Below are 17,632 nucleotides of genomic sequence, written 5' to 3' on the forward strand. Positions count from 1 at the left end.
ATGCCGTTCCGTGGGCATGGCGACCGCAGCAGGCGGATCGCCTGGAGGAGGCGCCGGCCCGTGTGGTGTGTGTGGGTGCGGTTCCGGTTGGGGTGTGTCTGGTGCGGCGGCTGGGAGGGCTGGTGGCCGTGGGCGGTAGGTGGAGCTGGCCGCGGTCGGGATTCCGGTTCCGGCTTTGGCGGGAACTGGCCGCAGAAAGTCGCCGATTGAATGTTTAGCGGTGGAAGTTTGATCGTGCGATGGATGCTTGACAGCAGACATTGCGCCATTTGAAGATCAGTGGGCCTTCGCTGACCGGCGAGGGTTCAGTTGCGAACGATGCAAGGGGGTTTTGGTATGTCTGCGATCGTTTCCACGCTCAAGCACACCAAGTACGTGATGGGTTCCCTGGCTGCGGTGCTGTTCACGAACTGCCCCAGCTGACACGGGGAACGGGGCGGGCGGCTGTGGCCGCCCGCCCCGGCACGGTGAGGGGCCGGCGCGGTGAAAAGGGCCGGCCTGATCGGGGGGCCAGGACGGGGCTCGGGGGAGGGTCATGTTCGGTGCGGGGATTCGGCAGTTCAGGATGGCGCTGGCAATGGTGCTCGGCCGTCCGATCAATGTGCGTTCTGCCGAAAAGCTCGTCGAGGATGCGTTGGCGACGCTGGCTGAATTCGGTGCGCCGGGTGAGGATGTCGAGCACCTGCTGCGCGGGCCTGCCGCGGACCCGCAGATGCGTACCGACCTTGCGAATCGGGCGTTGCGGCGTACCGCGAAACGCCTCGTGGCCAAATCGCCTTTCTACGCCGACCACTTCGGGGCGGCGGGTGTCGACCCGGCCGCACTGACCGTCGAGAACATCACCGCGGTGCCCGTCACCACCAAGGCCGATCTGGTCGGGCGGGCCGGTGACTTCCTGTGCAGTGAGCCGTTTCTGGCCTCCCGGACGACGGGGACGACGGGCCGGCCGGTCGAGGTGTGGTACTCCCGCTACGAGGAGCGTCTGTGGCCGGCGCTGGTCGCCCTGTCGCAGGTGCTGCGCGGCACCGTCCGTACCACCGACGTGGTCCAGTTCAACATCAGTTCCCGGGCGACGGGCACCGGGTATGCGGAGATGCAGGTCGCCCGTCTGGCCGGGGCGGCGATCCGCATGGTGGGCCTCGTCCCACCGGCCGAGACACTCGATCTCATGACGGGCACCGGACCCAAGGCACCGACTCTGATGGTCACTTACCCGAGCTACCTGGGGCAGCTGACCCGTCTGGCCCGTGAGCGGGGCTTGGGGCCTGCCGATTTCCGGCTGCGGCGTATCAACGTCGGCAGTGAGGTCCTCTCGCCCGCTCTCGCGCAGGCCGCGGAGAAGACGTTCGGCGCCGCTGTGCACGACGGGTACGGCATGACCGAGGTGACCCCGGTCGCCGGTGCGATCTGCAGCCGGCGTCACCTGCACATCGACGCCGGTATCGGCCTCGTGGAGGTGTGCGACCTGGATTCCGGGGCGCCGGCCGCCCCGGGAGCGCTCGGTACGCTCGTCGCCACTCCCTTCTTCCCCTACCGGGAGTGCATGCCCTTGTTCCGTTACGACACCCGCGACCTGGTGCGGCGCCTGCCCGATGAGCCGCTGGGGTGCGAGATGGCGAACGTGCCGGCGACCTCACTCATCCTGGGAAAGGCCGACCATGTGCTGCGCACCGAGCAGGGCCCGGTGACACCGCGCGAGATCATCGAGGTCCTCGACGCGCTGCCCGGCGCGCGCTGGCCGGTGCGTCACCGCGCTGACGTCGTGGACGGGCGGCTACGCGTCCAGGTCGCCGCCGCCTGCGTACCGGAGACCGGTGGCATCGCGCGCTACTTCGCCGAGGCCGGCCTGGACGCCACCGTCGACATCGTCCCCGGAGAAGGCCACGAGCTGCGGCGCTACCGCTGCGACCTGGTCGAAAGCAGCTTCGCCTATGGGGAGCGAGCCGCATGAGCACCGCACAGACCCTGTTCTTCGTCCTGGTGACCCTCGCCGTCGCCCTGGCCGTGTGCCTCGCCTCCCTCGCCTACTTCCAGCGGGTCACCCTGCCCCGCCCGGCCGTCGGCGTGTTCAACGGCAACGACATGGTCATCATGATGGGCTTCGTCGTCGTCCTGCCCGTGCTGTATCTCGCCCTGCCCGGCTGGCTGCTGCCGCCCGTGCTGGGACTGACCCTGGCCGGAGGCCTCGCCGTCGGCTACGGGCCCGTCGTCCGCCGGACAGGGGTGCGCTGGACACTCATCGCCGCGGTCCTGGCCGCCGACTGGCTCACCGCGCGCAGCGCCCAGGACGATCCCACCCACGCCACACCGTACTGGCTGGTCAACAGCCTGGTGATCATGCTGATGGCGGTCGGCGCCGCCAATCTCAACGCGCAAGGCGGCCTGAAGCTGCGGCACGTCTCCCGCTTCGCCCTGGCACTGGCCGTCTACGACCTGTTCTTCGCCACCGTCGTCCCCCTCACCCAGAAACTGTTCGACGCGGTACAGGGCTATGCCTTCGCACCGTCGGCCGGACTGCGCATCGGCGACTTCGGCGCCGTGGTGGGCATGGGCGACCTCCTGGTCTACGCCCTGTTCACCACCGTGGCCTACAAAGCGTACGCACGAGAGGGGCTGATCTGGGCCCTCGCACTGGTCACCGTCTTCGGCGCGCTCGCCCCGACACTGACACCCGTCACGGTCCAAGCGCTCACCGGACACCTCCCGCAGATCGTGCCCGCGCAGATCTTCTTCGGTCCGGCCGCCTTCTGCGGCTACCTGGTGCTACGACGGCGCGGCCCGGAGCGGTGCATGGCCGACCTCCGCCCGCCCGCCCCGCCGGTGACAGTCCCCGCACCACGGCAGCCCGCGGACCCGGCCACCACGGGCGAGCGCTCCCTGAAACACCACTCCCCAGCCGGCAGCTGACCGATCCGGGTGCTCGGGTACGGCACTGGGAGCCCTACGCCGGCGCGGTCGGCGGTGAACTCGTCGAGGGACCGCGCGCCCGAGTCGTGCTCCAGGGCACGAGGCGACTGGGCGGCGGCGGTGATGACCGCGCCGCCGCCCGTCACGGCCGGACCGTCAGGACTCCTCGATGGTGATGAAGGGGTCCCACTGGAAGTACCCCTTCAGCTGCCGGTGCCGGTCGAGGATCTGGAAGTAGAAGTGGTACACGACCTTGCCGACGCTCTTCACCGTGGTGCGCCAGTAGTGGTCCTGGTACTTCTGCGTCACGAAATCCGGACTGCCCTCGCTGCCCTCCCTCGGCAGCGGATAGATGCCGTCGACCACCTCGATTTCCGGCGTCCTGATGAGCGTGTGGTCGCGGTCGCTGCTCACGTACCGGTACAGCAGTGCCTTGTAGTCGCTGCCCAGCGACACCGTCGTCTCCCGCCACCGGATGGTGTCCCCGGGCTCGGCCCGCAGGTTCAGCTCGGCGCCCGAAGTGCCGACGATGTGGTCGTGCCGCGTCGTCATGTAGATCAGGCTCTGGTCGACGTACGTCGGCGCGTCGGGATTCCGCGACGCGTTGGGATTCTGCTCGACGATCGTGGCCGCGTCGAACGCGATCAGTACGTTCAGATCAGCCATTTCTGTCCCCCTCGACGAGATGCGAATTCTTCGATGACGAGACTTTTGGTCACGCCGATGACGGTCATGAGGTTTTCGGCACCTTGTACGCCATGGCCCGCGGATAGTCGTGCCGGTGCAGGCGGACGCGGACCAGGAGGGGACCGGCGTTGACCGGGTCACCCGGGTCGGAGAGGCGGGCCAGCAGGTCGTCCAGCTCCGCGGGCCGGGCGATGCTGAGGCCGCTCGCCGGGCTGTCCTCGCCGGCGAAGACGGCCGCGAGACGGTCGTAGTGCCAGGGGTGCAGGACGTTGTAGAAGTCCGGCTCGGCGGGGTCCTTTTCGGCGTAGTAGGCCGGGTGGACCAACATCTGCTCGATGCCGTAGAAACCCCCGTTGTCCAGGACGAACACCACCGAGCGCAGCCCGAGCCGGGTGTGGGTGGAGATCTCCTGGCAGGTCTCCTGGAAGGCGCCGTCGCCGACGAACACCATCGGGCGGGCGCCATCGCGTTCCGGGGCGAGCGCGGCGCCGGTGGCCGCGCCGACCGACCAGCCGATGGACAGCCAGCTGATCTGGGACAGGAAGCCGCCCGCGGACAGGGACAGGTTCATCGAGCCGATGAGGGAGAACGCGGCGTCGGACACGACCGTCCAGTCCTCCGTGGTCTCCTGCCCCAGGAAGTGGTTGACCCGGTCGAACACGCCGTCGTACGTGAGCCGTTCGGCGTCCCGGGACCGCGCACCGCTGACGCTCAGCGAGGCGCGGTACTGCGCCAGGCCGGCGGGGCGGTCGTCCCGCGCTCCCCGGTAGCTGTAGGACTCGGCGTAGTAGTCCGCGGACAGGCCGTCGGAGCCGTAGGCCTTCACCAGCGCGTCCTGGAGGGCGGGCAGCAGCTGGGCGAGCTGGACGTCGGGGAAGTAGGAGGTGCCGACGCTGACGCCGCCGTGCGCCGCCATCACCCAGTCGGTGCCGACGCTCTGTTCACCGCCGAGGTTCTTCGACGTGGACCAGGCCCCGAGCCCGATCCGGCAGGTTGCCCAGTCCTTGAAGACCGCGTGCACGTCCGGGTGACTGGCCTTACCGTTGTAGACGCCATGGAACTGCGGCAGGTCCTCGTCCACGACGGCTTTGGCGCCGACGGTCGTACAGAACGGTACGCCGGTGGCCTCCACCAGGTCGACGAGTTCCCCACCGAGCCGGTACCGGTCGATCTCCTCGCCGGCCCACACGATCGGGCGGGGCCTGCCGTCCGGGCCAGGGTGCTCCTCGATCAGGGTGAGGATCGAGTGCACCGCCTGGTCCAGCATGCTCTGGTTGCGCTCGCTGAACGGCCGTTCGCGGCGGACGATCGGCTCCGTCGGCTCAGGGCAGGGCTCGTCCCACAGGTCTTCCATGACCTCCAGGTAGACCGGCCGGCGCTCGGAGACGCACGCGGTGAGCGCGGCGTCGATCTGGGCGGGCGCCAGGCCCGGGTGGGAGATGACCTGCGCGTCCACCGTGACCTGCCGGTAGACGTCCAGGTTGCTCTCGGCACGGGGACTCATGTGCGAGGTGAGCAGCCCGACGGCGCGGAAGTTCTGCCACTGCTCGTACGGCGGGCAGGCGTTGACGGCGATGAGCGGCACCTGCTCGACGTACGCGCCACCGCAGGCGTTGAGCAGATTGAACGCGCCCACGCTGTACGTCACCGCCGCCGCGCCGACGCCGTGGATGCGGGCGTAGGCGTCGGCGGCCTGGCCCGCGCCGCCCTCGGTGGGAGTGCCGACCCACTCGATGTCGCCCTCGGCCCGCAGGGCGGTGAGGAACGGGCCGAGGTGGTTGCCGGGCACGCCGAACAGATGAGTGATGCCCAACTCGGCCAACCGCAGGGCGAGATAGCGGGCGACCGTGCAAGCAGAGTTGCTTACGCTCACGAGGACTCTCCTTCCCGGTCCGCACCCGAGACGTCCTCGTCCGGGCCTTTCCTGTCGGTGACGGGCGGGGCCTGGTGGACGGCGAGGGCGGCGCGGACGGCGCTCTCCAGGGCGCCCTCGATCCAGGCGTGCTTGAGGGACGTGTGCTCGCCGGCGAAGTGCACCGGGCCCTCGGGCCGGGAGACGTCCAGGTGGAAGCTGGTCATCTGGTGCGCGGTGTAGATGGCGGCCTCGCCGAAGGCGTACGGGTCGCGGGCCCAGCTCTGGGTGGCGCCCCGGCCGGTGAAGAACACCTCGATGCGCCTGCCGTGCAGGGCCTGGAGGTTGCGCAGGGCGTAGACGTAGCGCTCCGCCTTCGGCATGGAGTCCCAGCGTGCGGCGTCGTCGGACCAGGAGTACGAGGCGAGGACGACGCCGCCGCCCATGCTGTCCGCGATCGGGTGCGAGGGGTAGTACATGAACCGGTTGGGGTTGTCGGCGGCGGAGCCCCCGCCGAAGCAGTGGGTGGCGGGCCGCAGGGCGGGGCCGCGCAGCGGAAGGCCGCCGTCGATCCGCCGCATCTCCTCGGTGACGAGGCTGTCCTTGACGGCGGCGCCGAGCAGCCCGGCCTCCGGCTCGGGCAGCGTGGGCACGGACACGGTCTCGGTGTCCGCCTCATGCCCCCGCCGGTAGTACTCGTACAGGCCGGGCGCGATGCCCTCCAGCGCGTCGCGCCAGTCGTCCTCGCTGAACTCCCACCAGCGGTGGCTGAACTCGAGCAGCACCTTGGTGGCCTGGTCGTAGTGGGTCTCGATGATGGCGCGGCGCTTCTTGTACGACATCGAGGGGACGATCTCCACGAAGCGCAGCGCGGAGAACGGGATGGTGACGACCGCCAGGTCCGCCGTCCACAGACGGGGCAGTTCCTTCGGGTCTTTCTCGTCGACGGTCTGTACGGCCACGCCCCACCCGTCGGGTCCGACCTCCCCGGTGCCGTCGGGGTCGGTGTCGCGGGTGGGGTCGTGGTACTCGAGACGGATCATGCGCTGACCGAGCCGCACCTCGTCGCGCAGGCCCTCGTACAAGGCGTGCGGCAGGCGCCAGCTGCCGCCGGGGATCTCCCAGTAGCGGACGCCGGGGTTGATGTCGCTGCGGCTCAGGAAGCTGTGGAAGAAGGAGAGGTGGAGCCGCGAGGACATGTTCTCCAGGGTTCCGACGGCCTCGATGGCCTCGTCGCTGAGCCCGGCGCGGTCGCGCAGGAAGGCGCCCATCGAGTAGCCGTCGAAGTCACGGATCACCCGCGCCCAGCCCTCGACCCACTCGTCGAACGGTTTGTTGACGCGCTTGCCGTCGACGACGTCGGAGTAGTAGTCGCGCACGCTCTCCAGTGCTTCGTCCACCATCCGTACGACGGGGGAGCGGACCTCGTCGTCGGTGAGGTGGAAGCCCTCGTTGATCCGCTCGGGACCGGCGGCGTAGTCGGCGCGCCGCACCTGGACGCGGTTGGCGCGGATCCAGGAGTTGCCGCGCTTGTGGGGTTCGACGAAGTCCGGGCTGTCGTCGCCGTACGTCCACGTCCGGCCGGTGAAGGAGGTGTACGTCACCGGAGGGACGGGCACGTCGGGACCGCTGCCGGTGTGGGGATCGATGTCCACGTTGTAGAACTGGCGCCGGCCGAGCCCCAGTTTGTCGACCAGGGCGAGGACAAGCGGGTGGAAGTCGGGCAGCCGCATGGCCCCGGCCTCGGCGTACTGGGCCGGGTCGGCGAAAGGCTGCTGGTGCTTGGTTGTGCGGAAGGTCTTGATGCGTCCGCCGACACGGTTGGCGTTCGCCTCGAGGATGGTGACGTCATGTCCGGCGTCCTTGAGCAGCCGGCCGACGACGAGGCCGGTGATACCGGCGCCGATGACGAGGACTTTCTTGCGCGGATGGCGGGTGGCACCGAGGTGGCCCGTGTCTATCAGGGCGTGCAGGTATTCAAGCTTGAGGTCTTTGCCGTCGGGTCCGACGAGGAGGAGTTCACGGGCGAGCCTGAGACAGGTCTGCCAGCGGGCACGGGTGGCGGAGTTGTCCCGTGGAGTGTCGGTCATAGCCTGCGATCGTAGATATGCCGAAACGATTTCGCGGTTCACCTCGGAGACAAAGTCCTGAAATTGTCGAAGGGTTTGGGTGGCGCGATTTCTACTTGCCCGGATTCTCGGCAAGAACGCGGAAGATTCCTGAGAGGCGGAAGGGAAGCCGGATACCACTGAAAGCACAATTCACTCGTGGAATGCAGCACCTGGTCCGAGGATGTGCCGACCCCACCCACCGGCCCGACGGGAAAACCATCACCGCACTCCCGCAACTGACCGACCGATCAGCGACGTTGACATGTGCATCCGGCCAACGTGCACCCGACCGTCATGACTCTCCACTTCTGGTGCCCGACGACATCGCCGTGCGTAGCCCAAGGATGGGCCTGTATGGATGTGCGGCTCACCGCAGGGGCCGGCCCATCACCGCCTCCACCCGCGTCCAGGAATAGCCGCGGGCCCGCCTCGCGTTGCCGCAGGTATGACGACGAATGCGCCCCGCCCCGAGGTACTGCGATACACCGCCTTCTCCAGCAACCCCGACGGCGGAAACCCCGCCGGCGTCGTTCTGGATGCCACCGCCCTGGACGACAGCGACATGCTGTCCATCGCCGCCGACCTCGGTTACTCGGAGTCCGCGTTCCTGACCGCGCCCCCGGAGGGACTCGGCGGCCAGGAGGGGCGGGCGTACACCATCCGTTACTTCAGCCCCAAGGCCGAGGTGCCGTTCTGCGGACACGCCACCGTCGCGACCGCCGTAGCGCTCGCCGAGCGGCTAGGCCCCGGGGAACTGGTGTTCGCGACGCGCGCCGGCACCGTACCGGTGGAGGTGGCCGAGGAGGGCGGCACCGTCAGGGCCACACTCACCAGTGTCGAGCCGCACATCGAGAAGATCGCCGACGCCGACCTCACGGAGGCGCTCGCCGCACTCGGCTGGCCGGCCGCCGATCTCGACCCGGCCTTCCCGCCCCATGTCGCGTTCGCCGGTGCCCGCCATCTCGTTCTCGCGGCGGCGACACGCGCACGCCTCGCAGATCTCGCGTACGACTTCGCGCGCCTCGAAGCCCTGATGCACCGCTTGGACCTGACCACGGTCCAGTTGGTGTGGCGGGAGTCGGCCACCGTCTTCCACGTCCGTAACCCGTTCCCCGTCGGCGGCGTCGTAGAGGACCCGGCGACCGGCGCTGCGGCCGCCGCGTTCGGTGCGTACGCCCGTGAGCTCGGCCTGGTCCCCGAGGACGCCGTCCTTACCCTGCATCAGGGCGAGGACCTGGGCCGCCCTGGCGAACTCACGGTGACGCTGCGCGCGGGCGACCCGCGCGTCCGTGTCGGCGGCACGGGAGCTCGCATCAGCTGAAGCGCCGGCCACGACGGCAGGACAGACACACGTCTCCCCAGTCGTCAGAGAGCGGCTGACCGTGAGCCCTCGCCGACCGGTGAACGCGCGGCTCCCGATTACGCGAGGCCGCCAGTTCGATCCCCCCGCTCGCGCGCGAGCCGGGGGGCAGGAGAGCGTGAGGGTCGGCGTGATCAGTAGAAGCGGCGGATGAAAACGTCCGACTTGCCGTTGGTGTCGCCGGGCATGATGTCGTCGGCCGTGGAATGGAAGACCACGTCGCGCCCACCGGCGCTGACCGCGTCGGTCCCGGCCGAGGCGGGCTGGTTCGAGACGATCTCGTCGGTGCCCGTCTCCAGGTCGCGCAGCATGAGCGACGGTCCGGTCGTGTCGTGCGGGGCGTACAGCAGATAGCGACCGGTGGGATCGATGGCCACGCCCCGCACGTTCGGCACCAGTTGGTCGGTGCCCGAGCTCTCGTCCTGGACGTAGGTGTCGGAGCCCGAGAGGTAGACGACCTTGCTGCCGTCCTTGCTGATCTGGACGAGTGTCGCCGCCTTGGACGGGCCCTCGATCGGGCCGGAGGAGGTGTCGTCGGTCCGGTCCCACACGAAGACGTCCTCCGCCTGGCCGTCCTGGTAGGCGACAAAGCGTCCGTCGCCGCTGATGGACGGCCGGGCCGAGACGGGGTGGTCGAACTCCGCGACCAGCTCCGTGGTGTTGGCGCGCCAGTCCGCTACCTCGATGCGCTGCCAGGTCGGCGGTCGGGTGAAGGTGGCGACGTGGGCGATGTAGCGGCCGTCCGTGCTCAGCGACGGCTGGCTGCAGCTGAGGCCCGAGCAGTTGATGCCGATCGTGCTTCCCGAGCTCACCTGAGACAGGAAGACCTTCGTGTCTCTGAACAACAGCCCCCAAAAGGAGACGTATTGCCCGTCACCGCTGATCACCGGGCGCTGGATCGTGGAGGTGATGGAACTCATCCGCGTGGTCTGCCTCGTCCGCTGGTCGCGGACGAACACCGCTTCCGGTATGCCCGAGTTGGCGGGTGTGAAGTTCTTCGCCGACGACGAGAAGGCGATACGCCGCCCGTCGGCCGTGATCGTGGCGCCGGCGGAGTCGCCGTCGCCCTGGGTGCCGTCGGTCGCGACACTGATCCGCTCGACCCCGGCTCCGCCGTCGCTCGCGACGCCCGGCCTGGTCATGGGCTGAGCCGAAGCCGCTCCGGGCAGCACCGTCATGACCGCGCAGACCACGACCGTGGCGCTTAAGACGGCCCGCACACGTCTGCTGGCACTCCGATTGGTGTTTCCCCTCATTCTTCCCCCTAGGTCAGGACATGGTCCTTCTCCCTCCCCGGTTCCCCACCGGAGGGCCACAAGCATGCAACCGCGATGGCGCTGTGGGGTCAATGCGTCGCATCACTATCGAGAGGCGCGGTTCCGGTCAGGTGAGAGAGGTCGGCTTCGCTGACATCGCGCCGTCATCTGCTTCTGAACGGATCCGGCGGGCCCACCGTGCGGTCCTGGACAAGCCGCCGCGTCGGGCTTCCGTCAAGCGGATGCCGCTTGACCTGTACTGGCTGATGAGTGCACGTTCTACCGGACGCCGCAGGGGCACTTCCGTCGGCAAGGGGGTGAGTGTCGACCGTGGGGCGGCCGGGTCGGCCGGCCCCGCCGCATACGCCAGGAACGACGAGCGGACGTACCTGAAGCGTTCCTCAACTCGCCTGCTGGCCGATCACTTCGACTGCTGTTTCAAAGTGAGATCATTACGAGCCACACGCCGGCGCAGAAAGCGGAAGTTGTCCGGCAGGACCAAGCCGCTGGTGTCGACAGCCCACACCACGTCGTCCAACTCCTGCCACTTCTCTTCTCTGACGAGTTCCAGGGCTGCCTCCAGCCAATTGAGGTGAGCTGCCTGCCACAAGATCAGTCGATAAGCGTCTGTGCGTCCTTCATCGCGCAGCAGCGTCGCCAGGAGAACAGCGCACAGCATGTCCTCAGAGAATTGCCGACTACGACGTGGAGATCCGCTCAGTAGGTCTATCGCGTGGCCGGTGTGCCCGCTGCGCAGGTAGTGCCGCGCCAGCGCGTATCGGGCGCCGGCATCGGATTCAGCTGCTTGACGGAGTGTCGCCACAACTTCCGAAGCGCGGCCACCGGGCGCGAGCAGCTCCGTCATAGTGAGCCAGATCTGGTGCGTTGAGTACGGCTGAAACACCTCCAAGTGCCGCCGCAGCTCCCCGACCGCCTCGTCAACCGCACCGGTGCCGGCCAGCGCACGCGCCAACGCTATCCGGTCCAACGGGTCCCGGGCCGGTGTGACGTTGTCGCTGACTGCAATGGACTGATCACGCAAGACTTGGATTGCTTCCTCATACCGTCCTCGGCGGATCAGAAGCCGGCCGAGCTCGTCTCGCGCACGCAGAGCGTGTTGCGTCGACCCGTCACGCCACATCCTCCCAAGGAGTTCCGCAGCCTCGTCCTGCCGGTCCTGCCGAACCATGAGGTCGGCCAGCACGAATGCATACGAACCCTCACCTCCCTCGAACAGCTGCCGCGCCGCACGCTCGGCATCTGTGAGCCGCCCTTGCTCCATCAGGGCGTACACCACGTAGTCGATATCGGTGGGAAAGACCTCGAATCGCTGGTCGCCGGGTGCGTGGGGCGGCACCACAGCCAAGAGCCGGTCCCACTCGCGGGCTCGCCGGTAGAGCTCCATGGCGGGGGAGGGGTCGCCTTCTCGCGCCCAATCGTCCGCCAGGGCCACAGCCTCGTCCGCCAGGCCATGAACAGCACACAGTTCCAGCAGATCCTCACGCAGGTGGTTGTCCGAGGCCAGACGGGCGGCCCCGCCCAGATCCCCCTGCTCCACCAGCAGACCGAGACGAAGGTGGACATCACCCTCACCATCACGCTCGCGCCAGGCCAGGCTTTCCATGTGCCGACCGGTCAGGCGCAGCAGCCGCACCAGGACATGGGCAGCGGCCTCGTCGGTGACCGCTGCCTCGCGTAGAAGCCCCTCCGCGTGCCCAAGTCGATCCTGAGACCACATGAGGGCGATCAACGCGTGCCATGCCTCCGAACGAGCCCACGCTCCCTCATCGGCCGTTGCGGCCAGCAGCTCCGCCTCACTGGGTTCATGCCCACCAACCAGGGCGGCCGCTGGAACAGGCTCGTCATCAGCGGCCTCGCCGGACGCCGGCAGCGCAGCGGCAGAGCACCCCGGCGAACGATCGCCCAGGAGCTCGACGAGCTCCTGAACCCGAAACTCCCACCACCGACGCGGAACGAGCCCAGAGAACATCTCGATCAGCTCGTCGTCCGTCGCCCTGTGCTGCCCCTCCGGATCCCACTCGGCCAGCAACCGCACACACGCAAGGAGGTGCGCCGAAGCCATCTCGTCATCGGCTTCCCAAAACCGCCGCCCAACCTCGCCCAGCTCCTCCCACCGGGCCAAGGCCGCCAGCACACTGCACAAGTCCCGCCGGGTCCCGCGGGCACTGCCCGGCGTGGCCCGCCACCGGAACACGGCAAGGGCCTCCTCGTACCGGCGCCGCGCCGCGTACCACTCGACCGCAACGGACCCTGCCCACCAGTCCCCGCCCTGTGCCGCCTGCAACAGGTAGGGCAGTGCTCCGTCAGGATCCGCACGCTCCATCAGCAGCCGCCCCAACACCGAAGCCGCCTCGGTCGCCACCTCGGCCACAGACGAACCAGCCGCCCTGCGCCAGGCCGTGACCGCAACGTCCGCCTGCCGCCACCGCTGAGCATGATGGCCCAGCTCGAGTGCCTCCTCCGACGTCGCAGCCCCCAGCAGAGCCGACCACAGCACCTCGGGAACCGGAGCCTGCGGAAGGCTGGTCTGCGCCTGGTCGACCAAATAGTCGAAAGCCACCACACCGCTGCCCGACTCGTCATCCACCAAGAGCCGACTGAACCCGCGCCGCCGCCTTCTGGCCCACCGCAGCGACCGCTCGAACAGCGCTTCGTCGACCTCCTGCCGCAGATCCGACGGCACGTAGTGCGGCAGCAGCTCCCGCAGCACGGCATGCCGGAGTGGACGACGCCATCCGACCCGAGCCGCGTCCACACTGGCATGAACCAGCGCCGCACCACCGAAGTGGCCATCCGGGGCATCAGTGTGCGCCCGGAGCAGCCCCAGCAGCTCCGGGCCCGCAGCCAGTGCCTCCGCCACCCCATAGCGGCCGGCCGACTTGAGCGCATCTGCCAGCCGCGCATCCACACGCAGCTCCTCAGCGCGAGCCAACTCGGCAGCCGAGAACATCCGCTCCATCCGCACCCGGCGCGCCCGCCTCAGCAAGCCGGCCACCATCGCCGCCGTCCGTCTGTCCGGCAGCTCCTGCGACGGCCTTCGGTCGTCGTCACTGCCAAGATGCCCCTCACCCTCCTCAAGGTCGGACAACTGATGCGCACGGACGGTGGCGATGACCAAGGCCTTCTCCGGTCGAGCCAAAAGCCGGGTCAACGCCTCGGCCTGCCGCCCGCCGGCCCCCAGATACACATCCAGCTCGTTGAGCCAGATCACCGTCCGGGTCAGGTCCAGGGGAACCCCAGCGAGGTGCACCAAAGACTCCGGGACGACAGGCACCAGCAGCGCCCACCCGGCCAGCTCGGCCCACATGGCCTCTGCGGCGGCACGAGTCTTGCCCGCGGTCGAGGGACCGTGAACAAGAACCAGCCCCCCGTGATCCCGCCCATGGCGGACGTGACCACGAAGCTCGCCGTCAGCATCACGCAGCACGTACGACGGCAGTTCCGCATCCAGCACCACCCCAGGCCGACTCGAACGCAGGGGAGCGGCAGGATGAATCCCCAGCAGCCCTCGGTCCCGGACCTGTGAGACCAGCGGCAGGTCGCCATCAGGGCGGACATGAACGTGACCCGCCAGAAGCCTGCGACGCTGTTCCATCTCGGGCGCCGACCGCGATCGGAAGACCACCGGGGCGGCACGGGCAGCCGCGGCTCGTTCCAGCTCACGCTGCTCACCGCGCTGACGCAACCCTGCTGCGGACGCCGCTCGAAACAGACCACGCCACTGATCATCGAAGGGGACCCCGAAGGCCTTCAGCAGGCATCGCAGCGTCTGCTCGGTCGGCGGCCTCACCGCCCGCAGAGCCTCACTGGCCACCGTCTCACCGACTCCTGCCTGCTCGGCAAGCTCCGAGACGGACCCCAGATCGGTTTCGTCGAACACAGCACGGAGACGTTCGGCAAGCACACGCATCTCGGCCGGAGCCGAGCTCCTGATGGGCCCAAGGGTCCTGCCCACAACCATCCCCCGCACTTTCCCCGCGCGGACTTCCCCGCCCGCTGCCCGATCCTCCAGCAATACCCCGCATTTTCCCCGCACCACCCTGCGCCCGCGTACCGGGAAATCCGACACCGCCCATGGTCTAACCACCCCTGGGCAACGGGCCCGAGGGGACTCAGGGAGGGCCATCCATGCAGGTCATCTACGACATCTGCCATCACCTCGCGCTGCTGCAGCCCCTGCTGACCACCGGCTCGGTCCTGGTCGGCGCTGCCAACCTCACTGTGGGAATCCTTCGCATACGCCATGCGAAGATCAAGAAGTAGCCGCCCAGAACCAAGACAACCGAACTTGGCGTCTCTAAGCGATCGGCACAGGGGCGGCCGGTGATGACGGGCAGCCCAAGAACCTGGACCCCGCTCAGGATGCGGTCACGCACCCTGGTGATCCGCGTCGGTGCGACGCCGCCGCACTCACCGCTACCACCATCGGCACCGCCGCCACCACGGGTCGGGTGACAGGCCCACCACGCGCCCCGTCGCACAGGCCCTAGGAGGGCCAGTGCGGTGCCAGGTGTATCAGGCCGGCATCCACGGAGGTGAGGTCCGTACGGCCGCAGAGCGCCATGGCGGTCTCCAACTCGGTGCCCAGGATGGACAGTACTTCCCGCGCGCCCTCGGCCCCAGAGACGGCCATGCCCCACAGCACGGGTCGTCCCACCAGCACTGCCCGGGCGCCCAGGGCCAGGGCGATCAGCACGTCCGAGCCGCGGCGGATGCCACCGTCGATGAGGACCTCACAGCGTCCGGCGACGGCGGAGACCACCTCGGGGAGAGCGTCGAGAGGGGTGACCGAGCTGTCCAGTTGGCGGCCGCCGTGGTTGGACACCACGATGGCGGCCACGCCCGACTCGGCTGCTTGGGCCGCGCCCTCGGCGGTGAGTACGCCCTTGAGGACGAGGGGAAGCCGGGTCAGCGAGCGCAGCCAGGCCAGGTCGTCCCAGGTGAAGGTGGGGTCGATGCGCCGGGCCAGCTGCGCGGCCAGCTCGGCCGAAGAGCCGTCGGCGGGGATGTCGGGGAAGTTCGCCGGGGCCAGTCCCGGGGGCAGGGTGAAAGCGTTGCGCAGATCCCGTCCCCGACGCCCCCTGACCGGGGCGTCCACGGTGACGACGAGCGCCCGGTACCCGGCCGCCTCGGCCCTCTTGACCAGGTCCTCGCTGACCGCGCGGTCCTGGAAGACGTACAACTGCATCCACAATGGTCCCCGCGCCACCCGTGCGACATCCTCGAGTCGCGTGGTGGCGAACGTGCTGACCACCATCAACGCGCCTACCTCTCCCGCGGCGCGGGCACAGGCCAGTTCCGCTTCCGGTGTGACCAGCCCGTGAAAGCCCATGGGGGCGACCGCGATGGGCACGGCGACCGGGGAACCGAGCAGTGTGGCGCGCATGTCGCAGCGGGAGACGTCGATGAGGACGCGTGGGCGCAGCCGGTAGCGCCGGTAACCGGCCAGGTTCTCGCGCAGGGAGGTCTCATCGCCGCTGCCGCCGTCGATGTAGTCCCAGGCAGAGGACTCGACCAGGGAACGCGCCGCGGCGTAGTAGTCGTCCAGCGTGACCAGGCTTCGACCACCGGTACCAGGAAAGTTGTCAGGTTTGTCCTTGTCTGCCGCCACGAGGTCACCTCACCAGGCCCACTCACCGGAGGCAAGCCCGGTTCAGGCCAGCCCGGCATGGGGAGCATGCGGCTGGGACGGCGGGCGGTGATCTTCTGCGGCTCCCGTGGGCGGCGCGGGTCGTACCGGTCAGGCGGCGGGGATGGTGGCGGGGGAGCTCGTCCATGCGGTTCCGGCTCGTGCTGCAAGAGCGCATGGAACACCCCGGCGGCCGCGACGACCAGGCCGGCGGCCGCGTCGGACCACCGGCCGCTCGGGGTGTGTCACCCTGATCACGGAACGTGCTCGGTTGACTACCCGTTTCGGCATACTTGTCGGCCGACCGGGGCAGGGAAGGGCCCGGGGACAGCGGGAGCCCGCAACAGCAAGGGAGCAGCATGCGCAGGGACACGGCCGTCCGGCACGCGGTGGTGATCGGGGCGGGCATGGCGGGTCTTGCCGCCACCCGTGTGCTGGCCGACAGGTTCGAGGCCGTTACCGTCATCGAACGCGACACGCTTCCGAGTGCGTCCGCGCCCAGGGCCGGGGTGCCGCAGGGACACCATGTCCATGGCCTCCTGGCCCTCGGCGCCGAGGTGTTCGAGGGCTACTTCCCCGGGCTTCGGTCCGAGCTGGAACAGGCCGGAGCGCCGGTGTGGGACTGGGGCGAAGGACTGTGTGCCGTGCTGCCCAAGGGAACCCCGCCGCCCACACCGATGGCCATGCCGATCCAGACCTTCTCCCGTCCCCTCCTGGAGCATGTCCTCCGCCGACGGGTGAGGGCCCTGGAGCCCGTCACCCTACGGGACGGACTGACCGTCACCGGCCTGCGCACGGCCGGCCCCGGGAAGGTCGTCGGGGTACGCGTAAAGGACGGCGACGGCGAGGACGAGATCGCCGCTGACCTCGTGGTGGACGCCTCGGGCCGTTCCTCCCATCTGCCCCAATGGCTGGCCGCTCTCGGCCTGCCCAGCCCCCGCACGACGACCGTCGATGCTCAGGTCGGCTACGCCTCACGTACCTACTCCTGCCCGGAGGGCCAGGCCTCGCCCTCGTGGATGGGCCTGCTGCAACCGCTGCGGGCCCCCGACTTCCACAAGGGCTGCTACGCGATCCAGATCGAGAACAAGGCACTCCACGTCACCCTGCACGGCGCAGGCGGAAGTCAACTTCCCCACAGCGACGAGGACTTCCTCGCCTTCGCCACCACACTGCCCGGCCCCATCGCCGATACCATTGCCTCCCTCACCCCCACCTCCGCCGTGCGCCGCTACGCCCGCACGGTCAACCGGAGGATCGCCTACCACCGTCTCGCCCGCTGGCCTGACGGGCTGATCGCCCTGGGGGATTCGGTGTGCACCTTCAACCCCGCCTACGGTCAGGGCATGACCGTCGCTGCCCTCGAAGCTCGGCTCCTGGAGCAGATGCTCTGCAGCCGGCGCACCCACACTCCCCTCGACGGGCAGGTCTTCCAACAGCGGCTGGCTCGCGTCACCGCCTCCTCATGGCTGATGGCAACCATCCCCGACCGCGCCTGGGAGCAGTCACGGCCCGCCTGGCCCGTCAAGGCCGGCAACTGGTTCATGAACCGCCTGATCGACACCGTCCCCCACGATGCGCAGCTCTACACCGCCTTCTCCGGCCTCTTCCACATGACCGCGGGGCCCCTGACACTGGCCCACCCACGCCTGCTGTCCCGTGTTCTCATCGGCCCCCGCCCAGGCGGAAGCTCCCGCACGACCACGGCCTGACGGATGATCGCTCGGCGAGGGCGCTGTCCAAGCTCGAGCCGAGCCGGCCCATGCTCCTGCGGATCCCGAATCCCTCGCAGACCTGCGTGAAGGCGGC

The 17,632-nt window shown here is 69.0% G+C and carries 12 protein-coding genes; 6 read left to right on the plus strand and 6 right to left on the minus strand.

Annotated features, from left to right (window positions below; translation table 11 throughout):
- The first annotated feature begins 535 nt into the window (after positions 1 to 535).
- Together ABZ937_RS08800 and ABZ937_RS08805 are read left to right on the plus strand one after the other, a co-directional pair.
- A complete protein-coding gene (locus ABZ937_RS08800; protein WP_361687663.1) occupies positions 536 to 1,951 on the plus strand; it encodes an AMP-binding protein in 1,416 nt (471 codons plus the stop codon).
- Positions 1,948 to 2,907, plus strand: a complete 960-nt coding sequence (locus ABZ937_RS08805; RefSeq protein ID WP_361687666.1) for a hypothetical protein — start codon at positions 1,948 to 1,950, stop codon at positions 2,905 to 2,907. The genes ABZ937_RS08800 and ABZ937_RS08805 overlap by 4 nt, the downstream gene beginning before the upstream one ends.
- 156 nt (positions 2,908 to 3,063) lie before the next feature.
- Here the strand turns inward: ABZ937_RS08805 and ABZ937_RS08810 are convergent, their stop codons facing one another.
- From ABZ937_RS08810 to ABZ937_RS08820, 3 genes are all read right to left on the minus strand, one after another.
- Positions 3,064 to 3,573 carry an inclusion body family protein gene (locus tag ABZ937_RS08810; RefSeq protein ID WP_361687669.1) on the minus strand — a complete coding sequence of 170 codons (510 nt, stop codon included), beginning with the start codon at positions 3,571 to 3,573 and terminating at the stop codon, positions 3,064 to 3,066.
- A gap of 64 nt (positions 3,574 to 3,637) precedes the next feature.
- Complete coding sequence (locus tag ABZ937_RS08815) at positions 3,638 to 5,467, minus strand: thiamine pyrophosphate-binding protein (RefSeq protein WP_361687672.1); 1,830 nt, start codon at positions 5,465 to 5,467, stop codon at positions 3,638 to 3,640.
- The gene (locus ABZ937_RS08820) at positions 5,464 to 7,536 is read right to left on the minus strand and encodes an FAD-dependent oxidoreductase (protein ID WP_361687675.1); all 2,073 of its coding nucleotides are present in this window, start codon (positions 7,534 to 7,536) and stop codon (positions 5,464 to 5,466) included. The genes ABZ937_RS08815 and ABZ937_RS08820 overlap by 4 nt, the downstream gene beginning before the upstream one ends.
- A gap of 466 nt (positions 7,537 to 8,002) precedes the next feature.
- On the opposite strand from ABZ937_RS08820, the gene ABZ937_RS08825 reads away from it, so the two are divergent.
- On the plus strand, positions 8,003 to 8,878 hold the full coding sequence (locus tag ABZ937_RS08825; protein WP_361687678.1) for a PhzF family phenazine biosynthesis isomerase: 876 nt from the start codon (positions 8,003 to 8,005) through the stop codon (positions 8,876 to 8,878).
- A 173-nt stretch (positions 8,879 to 9,051) separates the two neighbouring features.
- Here ABZ937_RS08825 and ABZ937_RS08830 read toward each other — a convergent pair whose 3' ends face one another.
- The gene (locus tag ABZ937_RS08830; protein WP_361687681.1) at positions 9,052 to 9,729 is read right to left on the minus strand and encodes a hypothetical protein; all 678 of its coding nucleotides are present in this window, start codon (positions 9,727 to 9,729) and stop codon (positions 9,052 to 9,054) included.
- A 19-nt stretch (positions 9,730 to 9,748) separates the two neighbouring features.
- On the opposite strand from ABZ937_RS08830, the gene ABZ937_RS08835 reads away from it, so the two are divergent.
- Entirely contained in the window at positions 9,749 to 10,066 is a 318-nt protein-coding gene (locus ABZ937_RS08835; protein ID WP_361687684.1) for a hypothetical protein, read from the plus strand.
- A 528-nt stretch (positions 10,067 to 10,594) separates the two neighbouring features.
- On the opposite strand, the gene ABZ937_RS08840 is transcribed toward ABZ937_RS08835, so the two are convergent.
- Positions 10,595 to 14,074: a tetratricopeptide repeat protein gene (locus ABZ937_RS08840; protein WP_361687687.1), complete on the minus strand. Its 3,480-nt coding sequence runs from the start codon at positions 14,072 to 14,074 to the stop codon at positions 10,595 to 10,597.
- 248 nt (positions 14,075 to 14,322) lie between these two features.
- Between ABZ937_RS08840 and ABZ937_RS08845 the strand changes: the two genes are divergently transcribed.
- Complete coding sequence (locus ABZ937_RS08845) at positions 14,323 to 14,457, plus strand: hypothetical protein (protein WP_361687690.1); 135 nt, start codon at positions 14,323 to 14,325, stop codon at positions 14,455 to 14,457.
- A gap of 223 nt (positions 14,458 to 14,680) precedes the next feature.
- Here ABZ937_RS08845 and ABZ937_RS08850 read toward each other — a convergent pair whose 3' ends face one another.
- Entirely contained in the window at positions 14,681 to 15,805 is a 1,125-nt protein-coding gene (locus tag ABZ937_RS08850) for an alpha-hydroxy acid oxidase (RefSeq protein ID WP_361687693.1), read from the minus strand.
- Positions 15,806 to 16,182: 377 nt separating this feature from the next.
- Between ABZ937_RS08850 and ABZ937_RS08855 the strand changes: the two genes are divergently transcribed.
- Positions 16,183 to 17,535 carry a monooxygenase gene (locus ABZ937_RS08855; RefSeq protein WP_361687696.1) on the plus strand — a complete coding sequence of 451 codons (1,353 nt, stop codon included), beginning with the start codon at positions 16,183 to 16,185 and terminating at the stop codon, positions 17,533 to 17,535.
- Positions 17,536 to 17,632: the final 97 nt, after the last annotated feature.

The organism is Streptomyces sp. NPDC046727, from assembly GCF_040645635.1.
Taxonomy (GTDB): domain Bacteria; phylum Actinomycetota; class Actinomycetes; order Streptomycetales; family Streptomycetaceae; genus Streptomyces.